16 protein-coding genes and 1 pseudogene are annotated in these 23,572 nt (G+C 59.0%); 2 read left to right on the top strand and 15 right to left on the bottom strand.

Features of this window, described 5'->3' with window-relative positions:
* Positions 1–9: 9 nt before the first annotated feature.
* From I2E69_RS04010 to murA, 3 genes are all read right to left on the bottom strand, one after another.
* Positions 10–3,333 carry a SusC/RagA family TonB-linked outer membrane protein gene (locus tag I2E69_RS04010; RefSeq protein ID WP_195458909.1) on the bottom strand — a complete coding sequence of 1,108 codons (3,324 nt, stop codon included), beginning with the start codon at positions 3,331–3,333 and terminating at the stop codon, positions 10–12.
* Positions 3,334–3,385: 52 nt separating this feature from the next.
* Entirely contained in the window at positions 3,386–5,938 is a 2,553-nt protein-coding gene (locus tag I2E69_RS04005) for a zinc-dependent metalloprotease (RefSeq protein WP_288332187.1), read from the bottom strand.
* A 423-nt stretch (positions 5,939–6,361) separates the two neighbouring features.
* Positions 6,362–7,678 carry a UDP-N-acetylglucosamine 1-carboxyvinyltransferase gene (murA, locus tag I2E69_RS04000; protein WP_195458904.1) on the bottom strand — a complete coding sequence of 439 codons (1,317 nt, stop codon included), beginning with the start codon at positions 7,676–7,678 and terminating at the stop codon, positions 6,362–6,364.
* A gap of 402 nt (positions 7,679–8,080) precedes the next feature.
* On the opposite strand from murA, the gene rpmH reads away from it, so the two are divergent.
* Together rpmH and I2E69_RS03990 are read left to right on the top strand one after the other, a co-directional pair.
* Positions 8,081–8,242: a 50S ribosomal protein L34 gene (gene rpmH / locus I2E69_RS03995; protein WP_010261331.1), complete on the top strand. Its 162-nt coding sequence runs from the start codon at positions 8,081–8,083 to the stop codon at positions 8,240–8,242.
* A gap of 65 nt (positions 8,243–8,307) precedes the next feature.
* Positions 8,308–8,805 carry a GNAT family N-acetyltransferase gene (locus I2E69_RS03990; protein ID WP_195458903.1) on the top strand — a complete coding sequence of 166 codons (498 nt, stop codon included), beginning with the start codon at positions 8,308–8,310 and terminating at the stop codon, positions 8,803–8,805.
* Between the two features lie 25 nt (positions 8,806–8,830).
* On the opposite strand, the gene I2E69_RS03985 is transcribed toward I2E69_RS03990, so the two are convergent.
* The 12 genes and pseudogenes from I2E69_RS03985 to I2E69_RS03930 form a co-directional block, all read right to left on the bottom strand.
* The gene (locus tag I2E69_RS03985) at positions 8,831–9,394 is read right to left on the bottom strand and encodes a DUF4924 family protein (RefSeq protein ID WP_195458900.1); all 564 of its coding nucleotides are present in this window, start codon (positions 9,392–9,394) and stop codon (positions 8,831–8,833) included.
* Positions 9,395–9,434: 40 nt separating this feature from the next.
* The gene (locus I2E69_RS03980; protein ID WP_195458898.1) at positions 9,435–11,660 is read right to left on the bottom strand and encodes an inorganic phosphate transporter; all 2,226 of its coding nucleotides are present in this window, start codon (positions 11,658–11,660) and stop codon (positions 9,435–9,437) included.
* A gap of 366 nt (positions 11,661–12,026) precedes the next feature.
* Positions 12,027–14,183: an elongation factor G gene (locus tag I2E69_RS03975; protein ID WP_195458896.1), complete on the bottom strand. Its 2,157-nt coding sequence runs from the start codon at positions 14,181–14,183 to the stop codon at positions 12,027–12,029.
* Positions 14,184–14,380: 197 nt separating this feature from the next.
* Positions 14,381–15,061: a GDSL-type esterase/lipase family protein gene (locus tag I2E69_RS03970; protein ID WP_195458894.1), complete on the bottom strand. Its 681-nt coding sequence runs from the start codon at positions 15,059–15,061 to the stop codon at positions 14,381–14,383.
* A gap of 14 nt (positions 15,062–15,075) precedes the next feature.
* Positions 15,076–15,306 (bottom strand): hypothetical protein, encoded by a 231-nt coding sequence (locus I2E69_RS03965; RefSeq protein WP_195458892.1) that lies wholly within the window; start codon positions 15,304–15,306, stop codon positions 15,076–15,078.
* 160 nt (positions 15,307–15,466) lie between these two features.
* A complete protein-coding gene (locus I2E69_RS03960; RefSeq protein WP_195458890.1) occupies positions 15,467–16,858 on the bottom strand; it encodes an aminopeptidase P family protein in 1,392 nt (463 codons plus the stop codon).
* Between the two features lie 142 nt (positions 16,859–17,000).
* Positions 17,001–17,147, bottom strand: a pseudogene (locus I2E69_RS03955) (LD-carboxypeptidase); the annotation flags it as partial.
* Between the two features lie 36 nt (positions 17,148–17,183).
* Positions 17,184–18,542, bottom strand: coding sequence for an MFS transporter (locus I2E69_RS03950; protein WP_195460049.1), 1,359 nt, complete (start codon positions 18,540–18,542; stop codon positions 17,184–17,186).
* A gap of 332 nt (positions 18,543–18,874) precedes the next feature.
* Positions 18,875–20,779, bottom strand: coding sequence for a S9 family peptidase (locus I2E69_RS03945; protein WP_229095401.1), 1,905 nt, complete (start codon positions 20,777–20,779; stop codon positions 18,875–18,877).
* 31 nt (positions 20,780–20,810) lie between these two features.
* Positions 20,811–21,005 (bottom strand): hypothetical protein, encoded by a 195-nt coding sequence (locus tag I2E69_RS03940; RefSeq protein ID WP_195458886.1) that lies wholly within the window; start codon positions 21,003–21,005, stop codon positions 20,811–20,813.
* A 167-nt stretch (positions 21,006–21,172) separates the two neighbouring features.
* Positions 21,173–22,306, bottom strand: a complete 1,134-nt coding sequence (locus I2E69_RS03935) for an acyltransferase family protein (RefSeq protein WP_195458884.1) — start codon at positions 22,304–22,306, stop codon at positions 21,173–21,175.
* A 12-nt stretch (positions 22,307–22,318) separates the two neighbouring features.
* Positions 22,319–23,569, bottom strand: coding sequence for a peptidase U32 family protein (locus tag I2E69_RS03930; protein WP_195458882.1), 1,251 nt, complete (start codon positions 23,567–23,569; stop codon positions 22,319–22,321).
* Positions 23,570–23,572 lie beyond the last annotated feature (3 nt).

The following is a 23,572-nucleotide window of genomic DNA, read 5'->3' as shown; positions in this document are numbered from 1 at the left end:
TTCAGCGTTTTAGAATGTAGGACGGAGCGTCAGGTTGATCGTACGGCAGTAGGGATAGCTCGTGCCGCGCTCGTACTTGACGGTCGAGAAGCGGACGAGGTCCGTGACGCCGACGCCGACGGCCAGGCGTTTGAATCCGATCCGCCGGAGGAATTTCGACTGGAATTCGTAGGTGAGCGTCGCGCTCGAAAGCCACAGTTCGTTGAGTCGTTCCACGAAACGCTCCGAACTGTAGGAGTCTACTTTTTTATTCTCCTTGATGGCCAGGTAGCGCGAGAGGTCGCCCGGGTTCTTCCAGCGGTCTGTGAAGGCGCGTTCGTCGACGTTGTAGCGCGGGTCGATGTCTTCGACCTTCTCCCAGAGGGTCTTGTTGTAGGTGTCGCCGCCGAAGGTGTAGCTGAACACGAAGTTCAGCGACCATCCCTTGTAACGCAGCGTGTTGAGCCACGTACCCTGCAGTTTGGGCTGGGTGTTGCCCACGACCACTTCGTCGTTGGGGTCGTACTTGAAGGTCTCCTCGCCGTTCTGCTTGATGAAAATCTCCTGTCCGCTCACGGGGTCGATACCTGCCGAGCGTACGGCGTAGATGTCATACTGCGAGCCGCCTTCGCGGAAACGCAGGCGCAGGGGGCTGCCTTCGTCGATCTGGTAAGAGGTTTGCTTGAGCGTGTTGCTGATCCGGTTGATGCGGTCCTTGACGTGCGAACCGTTGACCACCGTCGTCCAGGCCCAGTTTCTGGTCTGGATGACCTTGCCCGCCACCGAGAAGTCGTAACCGAAGTTCTGGTTCTCGCCGAAGTTCACGGTGATGTCCTCGGCTCCGGTCGATGCCGGAAGCGGGATGGTCATCAACTGGTCCTTGGTGGTGTTGCGGAAGTAGTCGAAGCTGACGACCAGGCGTTCTTTGAAGAGCGTGAGGTTGATGCCGAAGTTGTTTTTCAGCACGCGCTGCCACTTCAGTTCGGGGTTGCCCATACGGATGGGCACGGTTCCCGCGCCTGTGTAGTAGATGTTGCTGTTGTCGTATTTGTAGGTCGTGATGGCCTGGTAAGGGTTGCCGGTGGTCTGGCCGTTGTATCCCCACGACCATTTGAGGCGCAGCACGTCGATCCATTTGACATTTTCGAGGAACTTCTCCTTGTGCAGGTTCCATCCCAGGCCGAACGACCACATCGGGGTGAAGCGGTTGTCCTTGCCGTAGGCCGACGATCCCGACGTACGGAAGGAGACATCGGCGAAGTAGCGGTTGCGGAAGTAGATGTTGCCGCTGGCGAAGAATCCGACCTTGGCCAGCAGCGTCTCGGTTCCGCCCGGGAGTTTCGAGGTATCGTAACCCAGGGCGTATTTGATGTCCGAAAGGTTGTCCTTCAGGAATCCCATTGCCGTGACGTAGGAGGTCGTGGCGTTGGTGTGCTGGATGTCGCTTCCGGCGTTGACGACGAATCCCGATCCCTCCTGCCCGATGTTGCGGCTGTAATTGAGCACGATCTTACCGTCGTAGTTGAATGCCTTGCCCGTTCCCAACTGGTAACTGCCGCGCTTGGCGGGATCGGTTGTGCCGAGGAACGAAGCGTCGTCGGGCGAAGTGTATTTGTCCGACTGGCTGCTCTTGATGTCGATGTTGAACTGGCCGGAAACGTAGAAATCCTTGGTCACGTACCATTTGGCGTCGAGCGTGTTGCGCAGCGCCTGGTTGCGTGTGGTGCTGAAACTCGACAGCGTGGCGTTGTAGAGCGGGTTGACCTGGTAGCCTTCGCTCGTTGTCGAGGTTTCTCCGGGGATGAACTGGAACGCCTTGACCAGTTCTCCGTATTCGTCGTAAGGCGACTCGTAGGGATTGAGTTTGGTGTAGGCGCTGAAACTGCCGTAGGGCGAATCCTTCGCATCGGTCAGCGTGTAGTTGGCCGTGTAGCGCAGCGTGAGCTTTTCGCGTGCGTGGTAACCGATCGAGAAGTTGATCGAGTAGTTGCGGCGGTTGTCACCCTTCATGACGCCGTATTTGTCGCTGAAACGCAGCGACGTGCGGTAGTCGATCTTCTGGGCGCGGCCGCTCAGGGCGAGCGAGTGGGTCTGACCGAACGGGACGCGCAGCGGCGCTGAAATCCAGTCGGTGTTGACGCCCCGGCGCACGTTCTGCAGTTTGTAGGCGTATGCATTGTCCATGCTGCCGTCGCTCTTCGAGTAAAGTCCGGCCAGCCGTTCGAGTTCCAGTTTCTGCGCTGCGTTGCAGAGGTTCATCGAACTGAGGTCGGGAATGCTCAGTTCGGGCACGAAGTTGTAGCTCAGGCGGGGCTTGCTGTCGGTCACCTGCTGGCGCTCGATGACGATTACGCCGTTGGCGGCGCGGTCGCCGTAAACGATCGAAGCCTGGGCGTCTTTCAGTACGTCGATGCGCTCGATTTCGTACATGTCGAGGTCGTACAACTCCTCCATGGTGATTTCGGCGCCGTCGAGGATGATGAGCGGGTTGTTGTAGGCTTTCTGCTCGGCCGACGTGGCGATGGAGTTCGAGCCGCGGATCAGGATTTCGGGGATGGCGTTGGGGTTCGAACCTAAGGCGTTGTTCTGCACGACCACCATACCCGGGGTCACGGCGCTCAGGGCCGACATCAGGTTGGTGTTCGAGATGGCCACGAGGTCTTCGCCCTTGACCGAGGTCACCGAGCCCGTGTAGGTGTTCTTGTTGCGGGTAAACATACCGTTGACCACCACGTCGTCGATGCGCGTGCCGCCCTCCTTGAGGGTGACTTTCATTCCGTTTGCCGAGCCGGTCATGATCACCTGCTGGGTCTCCATGCCCAGGAATCCGACTTCGAGGACCGCAGGGCTGGTCTTGGTCGAGAAGGTGAACGAGAACCGGCCTTTCTCGTCGGTCGAGACACCCTGTCCCCCGCCGCCTTTCAGGATGACCGATGCGCCGGGAAGCACCGCCTTGTTCGTGTCGAAGACGGTTCCGCTCACGGTGAACTTACGCATCTTGACCGTCGAGTCGTAGACCAGCACGACGTTATTCTCGATCGCGTATTTGAACGTCGATCCTGCGATGCATTTGTCGAGCAGTTCGTGTACGGAGGCTTTTTTGAATTCGCCGCTCACGGCCGGAAGCCGGCGAATATCCTCGGGGTCGTAGGCGAATTTGATCCCGGTCTTTTTGGTGATGTCGTCCAGCACGGCAGTCACGGGCTTCTCCGCCAGCGTGACGCTGAGTGTCGCATTCAGGTTGACCGGGTCACCCCCCCCCTGCGCCTGCGCTGTAATTGCCGCACTGCATAGTGAGCCCACGAGCAGCAGCAGCCGGAGCGCACGGCTGAAATGTTGTAGAATTCTTTGCATGTGTTTGGGTTTTTAAGCAGACCGGCCGTTTCGGCCGGTCTGCCCGGATTCTTTAGTTTTTCTGTGACGGGAACAGGCTGCGTTCGAGCACGTAGATCATGCCCTGATAGTGGGCGCGGGTCTCGCCCGAGGCGCTTTTTACGCGCGCGCTCAACAGTTTCAGGATACGGTCGTTGATGTTGACGAACAGTGCGCGCGACTCGTCGATCGACCGCAGCTGGACGTTGTACTGCCAGCCGTAGCCCGATGTCAGGGCGTCGTTTTTCCAGAGCTGCGAAGCGATGTATCCCTTGCCGTACTCTTCCTCGGCTTCGCGCAGCGGTCCGAGGTAACGTTCCACGACGCCGCTCCGGTCGAGACCCATCAGTGCGATCTCGTCTACCGAGGGGGCGTAGGCCTCCGCGATGCCGCCCAGTTTGACGCGCTTCGCCTCGCTGGCCGCCACGTCCGCGGCCGCATCGACGAACATTCGCTGGATCAGCCGCTCCGAGGCCGACACCGGACGCCCCTTGATCGTGCTTTCGAAGACGATGTCGTAGAGGTCGTTCATATACTCCTGCGGCGTGTAGGGGTTGTCGGCGATGTGCGACGAGAGCATCACGTTCTTATAGTATGTGAAGAACGCGCGGCAGAAGTTGAAGCGCAGGATGGACGAGAGGTCTACGTGCAGCGGCAGTTTTTCGGTCAGCGCAGGCTGTTCGAGCCACGACGAGTCTTTCATCTGCGCGAGCACCCACTTCAGCGAAGCCCGCTGGAGTTCTTTCGGAACCGGAACGGCCTGCGGGCCGCCCGCCGTGTTGCTGTTCACGTCCGTGAGGTAGATGCCGCCCACGTTGAGCATCACGGCGTTCACGTAGCGGGCGAACTGGCCGGCTGCAGCCTCGTACAGCTCCGTGCGGATCTTGAGGTCGGGATCTTCCTCGTCGGTGATCCACTCCTCCATGTGCGAAACGACGTATTTGAGGTTGCTGATACCGTAGTCGCCGGCCTTGATATGGTCGTCGCCGAGGTCCTCCTCGATGGCGGTGGGGTCGTAGCGGGCGATCACCTGCTGACGGCCGTAACGGTAGATCGGGTCGCCGACCTTCTCGTCGATCCATCCGCGGATGGTCTTCTCCTCGTCGAACATGCCCTTCTTGTCGGGCAGCGGCGTGTAAGCGTACTTGATCACGTACTCGTCGTAGGGCCCGAGGTCCGGCGGGGTGAGTTTCACGCCTTTGTCGCCCGGCTGGGCCACGTAGTTGAAACGGGCGTAGTCCATGATCGACGGGGTCGTGCCGTGCTGCTGCGTGAACGTCGCGCTGCGGAGCGAATCCACCGGGAAGGCGTTCGATGCGGCCATGTTGTGCATCAGGCCGAGGCAGTGTCCCACCTCGTGGGCGAGGATGTATTCCAGCGACTCCTGGAACACGTCGTCGGGCAGTTCCTTGCAGCGTACGCGCTCATCGACCTGCGAAGTCTGCACGAAGCGCCAGATGGCAGCCAGTTTCACCACGTCGTTGTACATCAGCACCGAGGCGTTGATGATCTCGCCCGAACGGGGATCGACCCACGAGGGGCCCATGGCGTTGGCCACGGCCGCCGGAACGTAGCGGATGCAGGAGTATTTCAGGTTATCGGGGTCGAAATCGGGGTTGTCCTTCGGGAAATCCTCGATGTGCATAACGTTCTTGAAGCCGATTTTCTCGAAAGCCTTGTTCCAGCGGAGTACGCCGCGGCGGATCGGTTCGCGCCACAGCGCGGGGAACGCATCGTCGAGGTAGAAGACGATCGGCTTTACGGGCTCGACGAGTTCTCCGCGTTTCCAGGCCTCCACGTCCTTGGGCTGGAGGTTCCAGCGGTTGATGACCGCGAAATCCTCGATCTTGTCCTTCTTGCCGTTGATGCGCGACATGCCGGTCAGGAAGATGCCGATGCGTGCATCGGCCAGACGGGGCTGCATCGTCTCTTCGGGCAGCAGCAGGATGGTGCGCGTCACCTTCATGGTCATCGGTTCGTCTTTCTTGATGACCATCAGGCCCAGCAGGTCGGCCGTCACCGAATAGGAGAGGTACGATTTGATGGTCGCATTGTCCTCGAAAGACTTGATCTGGTCGATGACCGAACCTTCGTCCTTGAACTTACCCGTGATATTTACTATGCCGCCTTTGGTGTTCTTGATCGGGGCGAGCAGGGCGTTGTCGCCGGCGAAGAATTTGGTCATGTCGATCACCATTGCCGAACTGTCGCGGTTGTAGCAAACCAGCGAGTAGGCGTTCATGATCGGCGGGAGGGTGCTCCGGCCGATGGCTTTGACCATGTGGGGGTCGTCCGTGTCGTGAACGGGCGGCACGATGGCCTGCGAGAGGTAAAGCGTCGTGTCGATGCGCGTGAATTTGACGTGAATGGGGGCCGTGGGCTTGTAGCCGATGGTCCCCAGATTGGTGTCGCTCGCCTCCGAGATCGTGGATGCAATCAGCATTTCACGGCCGATCGTCTTGATCGGAACCTCCACGTAGAGTTTGCCTTTGAGTTTGTGGAGCGTCAGGAACGGACCTTTCGCGGTCTGGCACGACTTGTCGTTGACAAACATTTTGGTGTACTTGTCGACTTTCGGTTTTGCCACCTCTTCGGTTTTTCCTTTTTTCTTGTTGGATTTTGATTTTGAAGCCGCCGTCCCCGACGCCGGGACGATCAGCAACCCTGCTGCCAGGAGCAGGACGCAAAGTTTGGATAGTGAACGCATGTAAGTAAAATTGATGAATATTCGGCTTTTTGTAAGTAGATAACGCGTTGAAGTTTCAGAATGTTAGGTGAAAAGTCGTTTTACCCGTTGCCGTTGTTTCGCCTGGGCGAAAACTCGACTCGCAAATATATAAAAAATAGGCCGAAAATTCGTTCAGCGTGTTTTTTAGCTGCGAATCTTTCGGCAAAAGTCGGGTAAATATGCGGGGAGGTAACCGCTTTTGCGACGGTATTCCGGAAAAACCCCTGCTGCGCAATTTGTTAAATATTGCGCGACAGGGGTTTTCTTTCGCAGGGCGGAACCTTATTTGCAGTCGTCGATGCGGGTGATCCGGGCCCCGAGGGCGTTCAGGCGACCGTCGATATCCTTGTAGCCGCGGTCGATCTGGTCGATGTTCTGGATCGTCGAGACCCCTTCGGCCGACATTGCCGCGATCAGCAGCGCCACGCCAGCACGGATGTCGGGCGAGGTCATGCGCGTCGCGCGCAGGCACAGCCGATGGTCGTGGCCGATCACCGTGGCGCGGTGCGGGTCGCAGAGGATAATCTGTGCGCCCATGTCGATCAGTTTGTCGACGAAGAACAGGCGGCTTTCGAACATTTTCTGGTGAATCAGCACGGCGCCGTTGGCCTGTGTGGCCACCACGAGGAAGATCGACAACAGGTCGGGCGTCAGCCCCGGCCAGGGGGCGTCGGCGATGGTCATGATCGACCCGTCGAGGAACGTCTCGATGCTGTAATGGTCCTGCTGCGGAATATGGATGTCGTCGCCGCGCTGTTCGAACTGGATGCCCATGCGTGCGAACTGCGCGGGGATGATGCCCAGGTTCTCGAACGAGACGTTCCGGATCGTCAGTTCCGAGCGGTTCATGGCGGCCATGCCGATAAAACTGCCTACCTCGATCATGTCAGGCAGCAGGCGGTGTTCCGTGCCGTCCAGCGCCTCGACGCCTTCGATTTCGAGCAGGTTCGAGGCGATGCCCGAAATCTTCGCACCCATGCGGTTGAGCATCTTGCACAACTGCTGCAGGTAAGGCTCGCACGCCGCGTTGTAGATCGTCGTCTTCCCTTTGGCCATCACGGCGGCCATCACGATGTTGGCCGTACCTGTCACCGACGCTTCGTCGAGCAGCATGTAGGTTCCTTTCAGTTCCCGGCCTTCGACCATGAAAAACTCGTCGGCGATGTCGAAATTGAATTTGGCGCCGAGCTTCTGGAACCCGAGGAAGTGGGTGTCGAGCCTGCGGCGGCCGATCTTGTCGCCGCCCGGCTTGGGGATGTAACCCACGCCGAAGCGCGCCAGCATCGGGCCGATCAGCATGACCGAACCCCTGAGACGCGTGCAGCGCTGGCGGTAGTCCTCTGATTTGAGGTATTCGAAGTCGATGTCGCGGGCGCAGAAGGCATAGGTGTCTTCGGCGAGTTGTTCCACTTCGACGCCCATGCAGCCCAGCAGTTCGATGAGTTGCATCACGTCCAGGATGCGGGGAATATTGCTGACGACGACCCGTCGGGGTGTCAGCAGCGTGGCGCAGAGTATCTGCAATGCTTCATTTTTGGCCCCCTGGGGCGTGATTGCACCCCGCAGGCGGTGACCTCCTTCGACTTTGAATACAGCCATCTGTTTGTAGTGTGTTATCCGTTTGAAAATAAAGGGGCTCCGGACCGGTCGGCATCCGATGCCGGCTTCCGGAGCGTGCTTTCCGTACAAAGGTAGCAAAAAACCGGATGCTTCCAAAACCGGATTGCATGCCGTTCGGCAAAACTTTCCGACCGGTAAAAGTGTCGTTACGACACCAAAGGTAGCAAAAAACCGGATGGTTCCAAAACCGGACTGCGTGCCGTTCGGCAAAAAGTTCCGACTGGTGGAAGTGCCGTTACAACATCGAAGATAATAGGATTCCGGGCTTTTTTAGCAATTTTGGTAAATATTTTCACGAAAAACTTTTGCGGATAACTTTTTTGTTGTACTTTTGCAATCCGTAAAAATGTCTGAAACAATAAAAACTATATAGCTATGGCAATGAAGAGAACATACCAGCCTTCGCGTCGCAAGCGTATCAACAAGCACGGTTTCCGCGCTCGTATGGCTACGGCTAATGGTCGCAAGGTGCTGGCTGCGCGCCGCGCAAAAGGTCGCAAGAAACTGACCGTATCGGACGAGTCGACGTTCAAGTACGCTTAATTTCCTGCAGGAAAGATTTAAGGTCGGCTTTTTGCCGGCCTTCTTTCATTTAATACCTATCGTATATGCTTTCGATCCGCCGAGCCTGCGAAAACGACTGCGGACTGATCCGCCGCCTGGCCGGGGAGGTTTTCCCCGCCACCTACCGCGATATTCTCACGCCTGCGCAACTGGATTACATGATGGAGTGGATGTACTCCGCCGAAAGCCTTGTGGGGCAGTTCCGTGCGGGCCACGTCTGGTTCATCGCCTCGTCCGACGGCGAACCGTGCGGCTATCTCTCGGTCGAACGGCAGGGCGACGACCTGTTCCACCTGCAGAAGATTTACGTCCTGCCCCGCTTCCAGGGCCTCGGCGCCGGGGAGTTCCTGTTTCGGCAGGCCGTGGACTACATCCGCAGCGTGCATCCCGGGCCGTGCAGGATGGAACTCAACGTCAACCGTCATAACCGGGCGCTGCACTTCTACGAACGCATGGGTATGCGTGTCTTGCGCGAAGGGGACTTCCCGATCGGCGACGGTTACTATATGAACGACTATATTATGGGACTGGAGATAAAATAAAGGGTTGGCCTCGGCCAACCCTTTTTTAGTTTTCGTCCGTTTTGAACAGGTCCACTTCGCCCCGCTCGACTTTGCCGTACATGTCGGCCAACTCGGCGATTACGGGAGAGATGTATTCGAGCGTGTCCGCCACGGCCGGCTTGTCGCCTTCGCCCTTGATGCGGTAGAGCATCGCGGCGTAGAGTGCCCGGAAACAGAGTTCCGTGTCGTTCATCCCCGGATTGCCCATCACGGTCCGCAGGCGCGGCAGTTCCGGTTCGAGAGGTGCGTATGTCTGGCGGTAATGCGCTCCGACGGGAAGTTTCATCAACTGTAAATGCAGGTTGTGCAGGTCCTGGATCAGGTGGAGCGTATGCTCCAGATGCCCTTTCTCCTCCTTGCCCTCCTCGCGGAGCAGGTTCGCCAGATCCATGTACCAGAGCAGGAATACGTGTTTCTGCTCCTCGCCGATATCTTTCCGCGGGGCGATCAGCGTCGAGAAAATCGCTTCGGGACTGAATTGCAGCGCCCGGAGCAGGTCTTCCAACTGCCACAGGTAAAGAATATATTCGGCGATGTTCTCCCGCCGTTTGGCTTTTGCGATGTCCATTTTGTAAGTTCTTTTTCGGAAGTTCCGCCCTTCGGGAACGTTACTTCATCCAGTTTTTCGGCCCCGGCAGATGCTTGAGGAAGTACTGCTGCGATTTGAGGAGGTTGCGTGACTGGAGCACCATATTCTTGGTTTCGGTCAGGATCGTCAGGTACAACATGCTTGCCTTGGTATTCGACCGGGCCTCGTTGATGCGCGTAAGTTCGGATTTGATCGCTTCGGCGATCGCTTCGAACAACTGGTCGCGGAGCGTCAGCACCATTTCGATTTCCGAGAAGTCGCCGTCGCGGAGCATCAGGTTGATGTGGCGGTAGATCGACTCCACGTCGTCGTTGATCGACATCAGATCGCGGGCCTGCTCTTTCGATAGTCCTTCGTGGTTGTTGTCGATATGCTCGAACGCCGGGCGCGTGATGTGCATCAGCGCCTTGGTCATTTCGTTGAGGTAATCTACCACCTGTACGTAGTAGTGGGCCGTATTGACATCGCCGCCCTGGAGCTTCTTGAGTGTCGGGAGCAGCGAATATTTGCGTTCGCGCGACTGGTAGAACAGGTCGTTCGACTCCTTGACCATGTCGCGCAGCACTTTGCGGTTCTCCTTGAAGACGGCGATCAGCGTGCGGTCGTAAATCTTCGTGGCGCACTCCATCGTGCGGCACACTTCGTCGCGCAGGTTTCCGATGATATCTTCGTTGGCTTCCGCCTCCTGCCGTACGGTGGCGGCGCTTTTGTTTTTCTTGATGAAGTTGCTGTGGATAAGCATCCATCCGCACAATACCGTGATGACGATGAATGCCGGGGTTCCGCCGTAGATCAGCGCCAGCCCCACCACGAAGGCGATCAAAAATCCGCCCAATGCCGTGATGAACCATCCGGCCACGACGGTCATGACGCCCGAAATGCGGTATACGGCGCTTTCGCGGCCCCAGGCGCGGTCGGCGAGCGACGAACCCATGGCTACCATGAAGCAGACGTAGGTGGTCGACAGCGGAAGTTTGAGCGAGGTCGCCATGGCGATCAGCAGCGCCGAGGTCGTCAGGTTGACCGTGGCGCGGATCATGTCGTAGGGCGAACCGCTGTGCTCCACGTCCTCGTATTCGAAACGGCGCGAGATCGATTCGCGCAGGTGCTTCGGGACCACGCGCTCGATACCCGAGCTGACGTTGAGGGCCGCGCGGACGATCGTGCGCGAGAAGACCGACGACCCGTACTGCTCCTGCCCGTCGTCACCCTGCGCCGAGAGCGAAAGCTCGGTTTCGGAGACGTGCATCGCCTTTTTCGAAGTCCACAGTGTGAGGATCATCATGATGCCTGCGGCGAGCAGGATCAGGAAATTGGCCGGAACGTTTTCGTTCAGGGCTCCCATGAGCATCCCCGTGTCGCCCGCTTCCCGGGCGATGGTGTAAGCGTCGAATCCGGCTACGGGCACGCCGATGAAGTTCACCAGGTCGTTGCCTGCGAAGGCCAGCGCCAGGGCGAAGGTTCCCGACAGGATCGTGATGCGCAGGATGTTGATCTTGAAGCGCTGGATGAAGAACAGCAGCAGCGAGCAGACGATCCAGCAGATGGCCAGGGCCGAGAGCAGGTGGTTGTCGATGAGCTGGATGAAGGCATTGTGGGCCAGCAGGGACTTGAGTCCCTTGAAGACGGCGAAATAGACGATCGCCGTCAGCGAGGCGCCGCACCAGAGCGAACCGTAGCGGCGGAAGAGCACCGTGTAGCGGAACGAAAAGATCATGCGCGAGATGTACATGACCAGCGTTCCGCAGGTAAAGGCGATCACTACCGACAGCAGGATGGCCGAGACGATACCCATGGCGCGCGAGGTGTTGATATACTGTCCGAGCGCCGAGACGCCCTGTTCCGGGTCGTTGGCGATTTTATAGATCGACACGGCGATCGCTGCGCCCAGCAGGCAGAATATCAGCGATACGGTAGTCGATGTAGGGAGTCCCCACGAATTGTAGAGGTCCAGCAGGATGACGTTGGCGAACATGACGCCCAGGTAGAGCATCATCACTTCGTGGAAGGTGAACAGTCCGGGGTTGAACATGCCGCTGCGTGCGACTTCCATCATGCCGCTCGACGTAACGACGCCGATGATGATGCCGATGGACGCTACGGTGAGGATAACCTTCATCGAGGCGGCTTTGGAGCCGATAGCGGAGTTGAGGAAGTTGACTGCGTCGTTCGTGACGCCGACGAAAAGACCTGAAATAGCGAGGATTCCCAGAATGCCGACAATGACGGTGTAAATTTCGCTCATGTTGGGGGTTTAGTGCAAATTGTGAACAAATTTACGCCATTTTTTCCGATGAAATGGTTTAGACACCCAATGTTAACATTAATTTAACACAAAAACGCCTGCACGGTGCGCTGCGGACGAATCTGTGGGAACCGGGCAGGCTGACGAATGCCGCGCGGCGGGGACGCATGGGCTTCCCGTGTGTGGTGGCAATTGACTCTGGGCTGCATTTCCGGAAAGGGAAAAGGTCCTATTTCCTCTGTTCGGGTATAAAAAAACCTTCTGCAATGCGCAGAAGGTTTTTGCGGATAACGGATTGTTCCGGTTGGAACGCATATTGGCCGGGACTCCTGTGCCGGAACCGCCGCCGTATGCAACCGCCGGGAACTATTCGTCGTCGGTATCGGTGTAGGCTTTGAGCAGTTTGTCCTGCACGTCGGCGGGAACCTGCTCGTAACTGTTGAATTTCATCGTGTAGGTCGCCGAACCCGATGTCAGCGACGAGAGGGTCGTCGAGTAACGGTAGAGCTCGGCCAGCGGAACCAGTGCATTCAGGCGGTCGAAGCCCTTGTCCGACTCCATGCCGGCGATCATCGCGCGGCGGTTCTGGAGGTCTGACATCACGGCGCCCATGTATTCGCTCGGAACGAGCACTTCGACGCTGTAAATCGGCTCCATGATCTTGGGCCCTGCGTTGCGGAAAGCCTCCTTGAAGGCGTTGCGCGCCGCCAGCTTGAACGAGATTTCGTTCGAATCCACCGGGTGCATCTTGCCGTCGTAGATCACCACGCGGATGTCGCGGGCATACGATCCGGTCAGCGGGCCCTCGTCCATCTTCTCCATGATGCCTTTCAGGATGGCGGGCATGAAGCGTGCGTCGATGGCGCCGCCCACGATTGCCGAGTAGAACTGCAGTTTGCCGCCCCACTGCAAGTCGTATTCCTCCTTGGTCTTGGGGTTCAGCACCATGTCGCCCTTGCCGGGAACCTTGTAGTTCTTCGGTTCGCCGATGCCTTCGTAATAGGGTTCGATGATCATGTGCACCTCGCCGAACTGGCCTGCGCCGCCCGACTGCTTCTTGTGGCGGTAGTCGGCCTGCGCCACCTTCGTAATGGTCTCGCGGTAGGGAATCTTCGGTGCGATGTGCTCGTAGGAGAGTTTGTTCTCCTTCTCGATGCGCGAGCGCAGGATGTTCAGATGGTGCTCGCCCTGGCCCTGGATGATGGTCTGCTTCAGTTCCTTGGAGTATTCGACCAAAATGGTCGGGTCTTCGAACTTGGCGTCGTTGAGCACCTTGCCCAGCTTCTCCTCGTCGGCCTGGTCCTTGCATTTGATGGCGGCGCGGTAGCGCGGTTCGGGGAAGACGATCGGCTCGATCGTCACGGGAGCCGACGGCGCCGAAAGCGTGTCGTTGGTGCGCGTACCCTTCAGTTTCACCGTGCAGCCGATGTCCCCGGCCATGAGTTCCGTGACCTTGATGCGGTTTTTGCCCGCTACGGCGAACAACTGCGAGAGTTTCTCTTTGTTCCCGGTGCGGGTGTTCACCAACTCCGTTCCTTCGGTGATCTTGCCGCGGATGACACGGAAATAGGTGATTTCGCCGATATGCTGTTCCACCTGGCTCTTGAAGACGAATGCTACCGTGGGTGCAGTCTCGTCGGCCGTGATCTCCTCGCCCTCGGTCGAGAGGAATGCGGGGGCCTTCTGTGGGCCGGGCGCTACGTTGATGATGAATTCCATCAGGCGCTTGGTTCCGATGTCGCGCTTGCCGCTGGTGCAGAAAATAGGCATTACCTCGCGCTTCGAAAGGCCGATTTTCAGGCCCGAGCGAATGTCGTCCTGCGTGAGCGTGCCCTTGTCGAAGTAGAGTTCCATCAGCGCCTCGTCGTGTTCGGCGGCCATTTCCACGAGTTCCTTATTCAGCTCCTGTGCTTTTTCGAGTTCTTCGGCGGGAATTTCCAACTCTTCGCGGTGGCCGTCGTTGTCCTTGAAGCGGTACATCTTCATCAGCAGCACGTCGATGAAGGCGTTGAAGCCCGGGCCCTGGTTGACGGGATATTGTACGATGACGGGTTTCACGCGCGACGACGCTTTGATCGACTCGACCGTCGATTCGAAATTGGCCTTGTCGGCGTCCAACTGGCTCACCACGCCGATCACGGGTTTCTTGAGCAGCCGGGCGTAACGGGCCTGAATCTCGCTGCCGACCTCCCAGCCGTTCTGGGCGTTGAACAGGAAAACCCCCACGTCGCCCACCTTGAATGCCGAGAAGAGACTTCCGCAGAAGTCGTCCGAGCCCGGGCAGTCGATGATGTTCAACTTGCGGTCCATGAATTCGGTGAAGAGGATCGTCGAATAGATCGAGCGCTTGTATTCGTGCTCGATATCCGTGTTGTCCGAGAGCGTGTTGTTCGTCTCGATACTACCCCTGCGGTCGATGACCTTACCCTCAAAGGCCATCGCTTCGGCAAGGGTAGTTTTACCCGTGCCGGGCGCGCCGATGAGTACGATGTTCTTGATCTCTTTAGCTGAATAATTTTTCATATTCCCGTATGGTTTTAAGGTTTTTCGTTCATTCCGGACCTCATTTCCCGTGCCGCAATCGGATACAAGGTCCCGCGTCGGCCCGGGCGTTTCGGTTAGCCGACTATAAATATACAAATTATTCGTGAAAAACAACTCGGGGAATAAAAAAATCGCCCGAGGAGGGCGATTTTTTAAGTCTTCGAAAAACAGCGGGTTTACTTCGCGGCGGCAGGCCGGTAGTGTGCCAGTGCGGGCAAGATGACACGCTCCATGACGGCGTAACCTTCGGCCGTGGGATGCACGCCGTCCTTGGTGTATTCGCTGCGCAGCGAACCGTCCTCAGCCTGCATGGCGCTGTGGTAGTCGATCCAGATCAGCCCGCGGTCCCGGGCGTACTGCTTCAACTGTGCATTCAGGGTGCGGATCTTTCCGGCGGCGTCTTCGATTTCGGCTCTCCACGGGAATTTTCCGGCCGGCAGGACCGAGCAGATGATCGGCCGTATGCCTGCGGCCATCGCCAGTTCGGCCATCGAAATGATATTTTCGGTGATGTGTTCGATTTCGATGGGGCCGTTGTTCTGGGCGATGTCATTCGTCCCGGCGAGAATTACGACCGCCTGCGGATGCAGGTTGATCACATCGGCCCGGAAGCGGCAGAGCATCTGGCTCGATACCTGCCCGCCGATTCCCCGGCAGGCGAAATTGTTGGCGGTGAAGAATTCGGGATGGGTTTTATACCACCCGGCGGTGATCGAGTTTCCCATGAACACCACGGCGGGAGGGGCCGTGAGTTGTGCGTTGGCCGTGGCGTAATGGCCGTAATTGGCCCAGTCGCGCTGCTGGGCCGAAAGGGCGGCCGGAAGCGCGAGTGCGAGCAGAAGAATCAGTTTTTTCATAAATCTTTTGGTTCTTATTTCTGTGCCCGGGTGATGTTGCGGGCGTTGCGTTCGTCGTCGTTGCGGTGGCGTTTGCCTCCGAAACGCCCGAATAACCATCCTGCCGCAAAGGCGGCCAGCAGGAGAATGATGTCGAGGAAAACGTCGGCCAGCCACCGCTGGATGGCGGGTGCGAAATTCCAGAGCAGCAGGAAGATGATCAGGATGCCCAGCATTCCTCCGATGATGATCCATTTCTTGTCCATAATAACTGTGTCGGATTATAGTGTTGTTGTAAAATCAAATACCGTTTTCTTTGTCGCCGGCGTATTCCCGGAGCCGGCCTTCCCTTTACGCGCTGTTTCACGGCAAATCGGTGTTTGCGCTTGCGCTTGTCCGGGGCGGGGCGGAGGGATGCGGCCGGCCTTATCTGCCGACTGTGGCTTCGAGTTCCTCGACCGTGACGGGTATTTTCCGGTCGCCGATGATACGGCTGCCCGAATCCGTCACGAGGATGTCGTCCTCGATGCGGATTCCGCCGAAGTCGTGGTAAGCCTCCAGTGCGTCGTAATCGACGATCCCTTTGTAAAGCCCTTCGGCGCGGCACTTGGCGATCAGCGCAGGGATGAAATAGAGCCCCGGCTCGTCGGTCAGGATGGTTCCCGGCTCGATGCGCCATGCGGCTCGGTAGACGCAGGTTCCCGACTTGGCCGCGCGTTCGGCGATCGAACTGTAATCGAACGACCGTTCGCCCATCGCTTCGCAGTCATGCACGTCCATGCCCAGTCCGTGTCCCAGTCCGTGGGGCATGAGCATCGTCATCGCTCCCGCGGTAACGGCGTCGGCGGCCGAACCTTTCAGCAGCCCCAGTCCGACAAGACCTTCGGCCAGGGTCATGTAGGCGGCGTTGTGTATTTCGGTATACATCATGTGGGGCTTCACGATGTGCGCCACATGGTCGTGCGCCGCCAGCACGATGTTGTAAATGTCTTTCTGCTTCTGTGTGAAACGTCCGCTCACGGGGTAGGTGCGCGTGTGGTCCGAACAATATCCCTCGACGCTTTCGCCGCCGGCGTCGCATAACAACAGGCGTCCTTTCTCCAATACGCCGTCGGCGTTGAGGTTGTGGAGCGTTTCGCCGTGCTGCGACACGATCGACGGGAACGATACGCCCTGTCCCCGGGATTTGGCGATGCCTTCGATGGCGCCTGCGATCTCGCGTTCCACGACGCCCGGGCGGCACATCCGCATGGCCGTCGTGTGCATGTCGTAGCCGATCCTGAAGGCGCGTTCCATCTCTTCGACCTCTTCGGCGCTCTTCTTCTCGCGCATTTCCGCCACGGCGAACATCAGGTCCACCGATTTGTAGTCGTGCAGCAATGCGGGCTTGATACCCAGCAGCGCCGACAATTGGAGTTTGGTCTCGCCGCGGTAGGGCGGCAGGAAATGAATTTTGCGGCCCAGGGAGACGGCCCTGCGCAGCCGCGCTTCGAGCTCCGCCATCGGGAATGTGGCCGTGATGCCGACTTCGGCGCCCATCTCGCGCAGCGTGGGCTGCGGTCCGGTCCAGATGATGTCCTCGACCGTGAAATCGTCGCCGTACAGCGCCTCTTCGCCCGTGTCGGCGTCGATCAGGCCGGCGACGGACGGCACGTTCAGCCCGAAATAGTAGCGGAACGAGGAGTCCTGGCGGAAATAGTAGGCGTTGTTGGGGTAGTTGTTCGGCGAGAGGGGGTTGCCCGGAAGCAGGATGATTCCGCTTCCGATCTTCGTGCGCAGTTCGTGGCGGCGCGCGGTATAGGTTTTTGCTGAAAACATGGCGATTATCGGTTTTTGGGCTCCAAAGGCTGCCTGCGCCCGGCAGGCCTGCGCCTTTCGGAACACAGCCCGCCCGTATGGAGCGAGTCTTTGGCAAATATAATAAAAATATGCCGGACTGCGGTCGCCGATGCGGGATTTTTCAGAATTCCACGACCGATCCCTGCTCCCCGACGGTGATGTGTACCTTGCGGTTCATGAAAACCGGGAGGTTGGGAGCTTCATGTCCGGCGGGAAATCCGAATACGACGGGAATGCCGAGCGGCGCCGTGTAGCGTGCGACGATCTGCCGGGCGTCAGCAGCAGGAGTGCACGAAACATGGCGTTATTTTTTGCGGGTTAATCCTTCGGGCAGGGGCAGGGAGATGCGGGTGAGACTGATGATTGCGCCCGTGACGGCGAATCCGCCTGCCAGTAGCAGGGCCGTGTGGGTGCTGTTTTCGGGAACGATGTGGAACAGCAGGGCCATCAGCGCGGCGCCCGTCGTCTGTCCCACGAGGCGTGCCGTGGCCAGCATGCCGCTTGCCGAACCGCTTCGCTCGGGCGGGGCCGAAGCGATCAGGATACTGTTGTTCGGCGACTGGAACAGTCCGAAGCCCGCACCGCAGAGCACCAGCCGCCAGATGATGTCGAAATCGGTCGGATGCTCCGGGAGGAAGGCCAGCAGGAACAGTCCCGCGGCCATCATCGTGAGGCCCGTGCCGCCCAGCAGTCCGGCGTGGATGCGTTCGACCAGCATGCCCGCTGCCGGGGCGACGATCATGATGATGGCGGGCCAGGCCGTCAGCAGCAGTCCCGTCTCGACGTCGTTGTAGCCGCAGGCATCCTGCAGGTAGAAGGGCAGCGCCACCATGGCGAGCATCTGTCCGAGGAACGAGCAGATCGAGGTCAGCACCGACACCGAAAAAATCGGGATGCGCAGCAGGTCGAACGGCAGGATGGGATAGGGTTCGCGCAGCTGGCTGCGGATGAAGAAGAATCCGATGACTAACAGCGCTGCGACGCCCAGCGTGAGCAGGCGCGGGTCCAGCCCGTGCGAGAAGCCCTCGACCGAGGCCATCAGCAGGCCGAACGTCAGGGCGTTCATCACCGCGTCGCGCCAGTCGAACCGGTGTGCGCTCACCCGCACGGGATTTTCCGGCAGGAACCTCCGGCTGAGCGCCAGGGCAATGAGCCCCATCGGGATGTTCACGGCGAACAGCCACGGCCAACTGGCTACGGAGAGGATTCCTGCGGCCAGTGTCGGCCCGGCCACCGACGACACGGCGACCACCGTGGCGTTGATGCCCATGCCGCGGCCCAGCTGGGCTTTGGGGTAGATGAAGCGGATCAGCGTGGTGTTGACCGAGGTGATGGCCGCGGCCCCGAATCCCTGCATGACGCGCGCCAGCACGAGGGTCTGGAGCGATCCCGAGAGTGCGCAGGCCACCGAAGCCACCGTGAAGAGCATCAGCCCGCCGATGTAGATTTTGCGGTAGCCGACCACGTCGCCCAGCGCCGAGAACGAGAGCAGCGAAACCATGATGGCCAACTGATAGGCATTGACGATCCAGATCGAGTCGGCCGACGAAATGCCCAATTCCTGCCCGATGGTGGGCAGGGCGACGTTGGCGATCGTGCCGTCGATCACCGAGAGCGATACGCCGAACGCCACGGCCAGGATGGCCCATACCCTGCGGGGCATGGGCAGTCCGTCTGCCGGACGCAGGTGTATGTGGGGTTCGGCGTTCATTGCGACTGCAAAAGTAGGGATTTTTTCGGGCTTTTCCGGGAAAAATACCAAAAGTCGTTCCTTCGGCGCGGGTGCGCCGCGGCTTTCCGGCCGGCAAAATAGCGGCACACCGTCCACGGCCGAAACGCGCAAAACACGCGAAGCCCCGGATATTCCGGGGCTTCGGCACACAACTAAGTGGGTTTTTCCGTTTTGCGGCTGGTAAGAGGACCGCTCCGGGCAAACCCGGGTTTGAACTTTTTATTTGGATTGGTTGCGTTTCTCGGGTCGGGTCGAGTTGAACACTACCGGCGGCAGCTTTCCGGGACGATGTCGCCCTCGGGCTGGATGCCTTTGAGGTATTTGCCGAAGAATTTCTCCATCGCGCGGTAGAAGTCGAAACGGTTCTCCTCGTTGTGGAATCCGTGGCCTTCGTTGTCCTTGACCATGTAGTCTACCGTTACGCCGCGTGCGCGGAGTGCGTCGACCATCTGGTTGCTTTCGTTGATGTTCACGCGGGGGTCGTTTGCTCCCTGGACCACCAGCAGCGGACTCTTGATCTTGTCGGCGTTGAGTGCCGGGGAGTTCTCGGTCAGCATCTCGACCTGCGTTTGGGGGTTGCCGACCATTTCATACATCTGGTCGAGCAGCGGTTTCCAGTAGGGCGGAATGGTGTTCATGAACGAGAAGAGGTTCGAGACACCCACGTAGTCTACGGCGCAGGCGTAGAGGTCGGGATCCTTCACGATGCCCTGCAGCGTCGCATAACCGCCGTACGAGCCACCGTAGATGGCGATCTTCGCGGGATCGGCGATGCCTTTTCCGATCAGCCAGTTCACGCCGTCCGTGATGTCGTCCTGCATCTCCTGGCCCCACTTGCCGAAGGCTATCTCCATGAAGCGGCGTCCGAAGCCTGTCGAACCGCGGAAGTTCATCTGCAAGACGGCATAGCCGCGGTTGGCGAGGAACTGCGCCTCGGGGTTGAAGCCCCACGAATCGCGGGCCCACGGGCCTCCGTGCGGATTCACCACGACGGGCAGGTTCTTGGCGTTGCGCAGGGTCTTGCCCACGGGCAGCGTGAGGTAGCCCTCGATACGCTCGCCGTCGCGCGAAGTGTACTCGATCGGAAGCATTTCGGCCATCTCCTCCTGCTTGATCCAGGGTTTGAGGTCGGCCAGCTTGGTCATCGTGTCGGCTTCAACGTCGTAGATGTAGTAGGCGCCTGCCGTACGGTCGCTGCCGGCTGCGACGATGTATTTGTCCTCGGCCTTGTTCGAACCGGCGATGCCCAGCTCGTAGCCGCGCAGGTGGCGTTCCATGCGGCCGAACATGTCGCCGGCCTCCTTATCGAAGAAGTGGCGCGTCGTGCCCTTGTGTCCTTCGTACGATACGCCGAGCAGTTTTTTCTCCTTCTCACTGTACCAGACGCCTTCCAGGTCGTAGGTGTCGTTCGTATAGAGCATCTCTTTCTCTTCGCACGTCGCGGGGTCCATCAGTACGAGGGCCTCCTTGTCGCGTCCGAGGTTGGTGATGGCGTAAACCATTTTGTTGTCGGGCGTGAACGTCGCGAAGTAAACCGACTCCTTGAAGTTGGTCGTCAGCACGGGGCGGAATTCCTCGGCCTCGGTCTCGCGGTAGCGGATCTGGGAGTTGACGCCGTCGACGATGGCGTAAGCCACACGCAGCTTGCCGTCGTGGTCGGTCTGCCAGCCCTGCACGTCGCCGGGGTTTTCGCAGAGCATCGTCATCTCGCCCGTGTTGAGGTTCAGGCGGTAGGGGTCGAATATCTGCGGGTTGCGCTGGTTCGTGCCGATGATCATCAGCGAGTCGATCTCCTCGAGCGGGTCGATGATCTGGGTCCGCACGCCGGGGATGGCCGTGTAGGCCTTCGGGTCCGTGCCGTCGATATTGACGCCGTAAAGCTGGTAGTTCTCGTCGCCGCCCGTGTCCTTGAGGTAGAGGATGCGGTTGTCGTTGGCCCAGAAATAGCCGGCCAGGTCGCGCTCGGTTTCCGAGGTGAGGCGGACGGCCTCGTCGGAACCCACCTGCTGCACGAAGATGTTGCGGCGGCTCTCGTAGGGAGCCATGTAGGAGAAATAGCTGCCGTCGGGCGATATCTGGTAGCCAGTCTTTTCCGAATTGCGGAAGAAGGTTTCCATCGGCAGCTCGGGGGCTGTCTTCGGAGCGCATGCAACGGCTGCGGCGGCCATCGCGGCGATAATCAGGAGTTTTTTCATGGGATTATTTGTTTGGTTTCTCATTCTTGCGGGTTGCCTGGCGCCAGATGCTGCCCAGGCAGAGGATCAGTACGATGATCAGCGGGAGGTCGCTCGTGTGCGATGCCCCGGGGAACATCAGGTGTGTGGCGACCTTCACGGCGAAGGCGGCTACGACGAGGAAAATGGTCAGGATGCGGATGACTTTTTCGATTTCCATGTGATGTCTTTTCTGTTTTCGACACTGCAAACATACGAAACAATTTTTGAAAAACAAATAATATTTATTGAATTTCGATAAAAAATTTTCGATAGTTGGCCATCAGCAGTTTTAGAGGCCTGAAAAAAGGCGCACCTTGCGATGCGCCTTTCAGTTGTTGGGGCCTGTCAGATTTTAAGGTATATCTTTTTCCGGTCCAGGAACCACAGCAGCAGCCAGCAGACGGTCACGTAACCCGCCGAAAGCACCACGGCCGCCACTTCGGGCGAACATTTCGAAGCCAGTCCGCCGAAGAAGAACTCCGAGGTGTAGCTCACGCGTACGACGCGCTGAACCATATAGATCGTGATCGAGTTGACGCCGATGACCTTGAAGAAATAGGTCCACCGCCGCCACTGTTTTACATCTATTATATAATAGAACAGCGCGAACATGCCCAGCGAATAGGCTCCTGCGGCGCAGACGAACGCCGGGGTCCAGAGTTTCTTGTTGATCGGCTGCACTGCGTCCAGGCAGAGCGCCGCCGCCAGCAGGACAACGGCTCCGGCGGCCATCCAGAGCGCCTTGCGGCTTCCGGAGGTCTGCTGCTCCGAACGGCGGACGAACTCGCCCGTGAACATGCCCAGCATGGCTGTCACGATCGCCGGCAGGGTGCTCAGCAGTCCTTCGGGGTCGAATCCCTTGCCGCCCAGCAGGTGTGAGGGCATGATCATCCGGTCGACGTAACCCACGATATTGCCTTCGAGGGTCAGCGGCCCGGCCCCTCCGGCATCGGGTGCGGCGACGAATTGCAGCAGCAGTCCGTAGCCGACGAGAATCGCGGCGGCGATCAGGATGCGCGTGCGGACCCTGAAATTGATGAACAGCAGCGCTGCGAACATCCACGCCAGGCCGATGCGGCCCAGTACGCTCGGCAGGCGCAGCGTGCCGGGTTCGAGGTTGAACAATCCGCTGTAAACGAATCCCAGCACCACGAGCGTCAGTCCGCGGCGGATTACCTTCAGGTAGATGCTCCGCTCGCCCATCCCTTTTTCGCGCTGTTTCGAGAGCGAGAAGGGGAACGAGATGCCGGCAATGAAGAGGAACAGCGGGAAGATGGTGTCGTGGTGGAAGAATCCGTTCCAGTCGGCGTGGCCCATCTGAGCGGTCATCCAGGTCGAAAAATCCCCGGGCCAGAGTTTGCACAGGCTCACGACGAGCCCTGCGAAGCCCATGATGAAGAGCATGTCGAAACCCCGGAGGGCGTCGAGCGAAAGAAGCCGCTGCGAAGCGGCCGGTTTGGTCGGTTGAGGTTTATCCATCGGTATCGGGTTTTAGGCTTTGTCGGCTGGGACGAATTTATAGAGCTGGTCTCCGCGGCGGATTATGCCGGGGGTGCGGATGGCGCACAACTCTCCCTGTGCGACGGACTGCACCGGATTGCCGTCGGGTCCGTGCAGTTCGGTGAGCGTCTGCTCGGCGACGCCCGTGGTTGCGCCGAGGAAAAATATTGTCTCTCCGGTATTTAGCGGCGCCGCTTCGACCAACACTTCCGCTACCGAGAGTTTCTTGTAGAAATTCACCACTTTACCTACGTACACTTTACGCTGCGTGGCCGACGAACCGTAGGCGGGACTGTGCTCTACGACGGGGCGTCCGGCGTAGTAACCTTCCCAGAACCCGCGGTTGAAGACCGTGGCCAACCGCCCTTTCAGCCCTTCGGTTAAAGCGGAGGTGTAGCTCCCGGCCTCCATGGCCCTGAGCGCCTGGTCGTAACACTCCACCACGCGCTTCACATACTCCGCGCCGCGTGCGCGTCCCTCGATTTTCAGCACCCGGACTCCCGCGGCGATCATTTTGTCGAGGAAGTCGATCGTGCAGAGGTCTTTGGGCGAGAGAACGTAGCGGCCGTCGATGTCGAGCTGCGCCCCGGTCTCCTTGTCCGTGACGGTGTATTTGCGGCGGCACAACTGGCGGCAGGCGCCGCGGTTGGCCGAACAGCCCGTTTCGTAGAGCGACAGGTAGCATTTGCCCGAAACGGACATGCACAATGCGCCGTGGGCGAACATCTCGATCTCGACCAGTTCGCCGCGCGGACCGCGGATGTCGTCTTCGACGATCCGGCGGCGGATCGCCGCAACCTGTTCCAGCGAAAGCTCCCGGGCCAGCACCACCGTGTCGGCCCACTGGGCGTAGAAACGTACCGCCTCGGAGTTCGAGATGTTGCTCTGGGTCGAGATGTGCACCTCCTGTCCGATCCGGCGGGCGTAAAGGATCGCCGCCATGTCGGAGGCGATGACGGCGTCGACGCCTTCCCGCTTCGCGCGGTCGATCACGGCTTGTACGTCCGTAATTTCGTCTTCGTAGACGATCGTGTTGACCGTCAGGTAGGTCCTCACCCCGGCTTTGCGGGCCGTGGCGACGATTTTTGCGAGGTCGTCGAGTGTGAAGTTGGCCGCCGACGCCGAGCGCATGTTGAGTTTCCCGACGCCGAAATAGACGGCGTCGGCCCCGGCCTGGATGGCGGCCGCCAGCGATTCGTAGCTCCCGACGGGAGCCATTATTTCAATGTCGGAACGTTGCATCGT

The sequence above is a fragment of the Alistipes sp. D31t1_170403_E11 genome, assembly GCF_015553985.1.
GTDB lineage: Bacteria > Bacteroidota > Bacteroidia > Bacteroidales > Rikenellaceae > Alistipes > Alistipes montrealensis.
The sequence above is the reverse complement of the archived record's forward strand: the minus strand, read 5'-3'. Positions and strand labels throughout refer to the sequence as shown.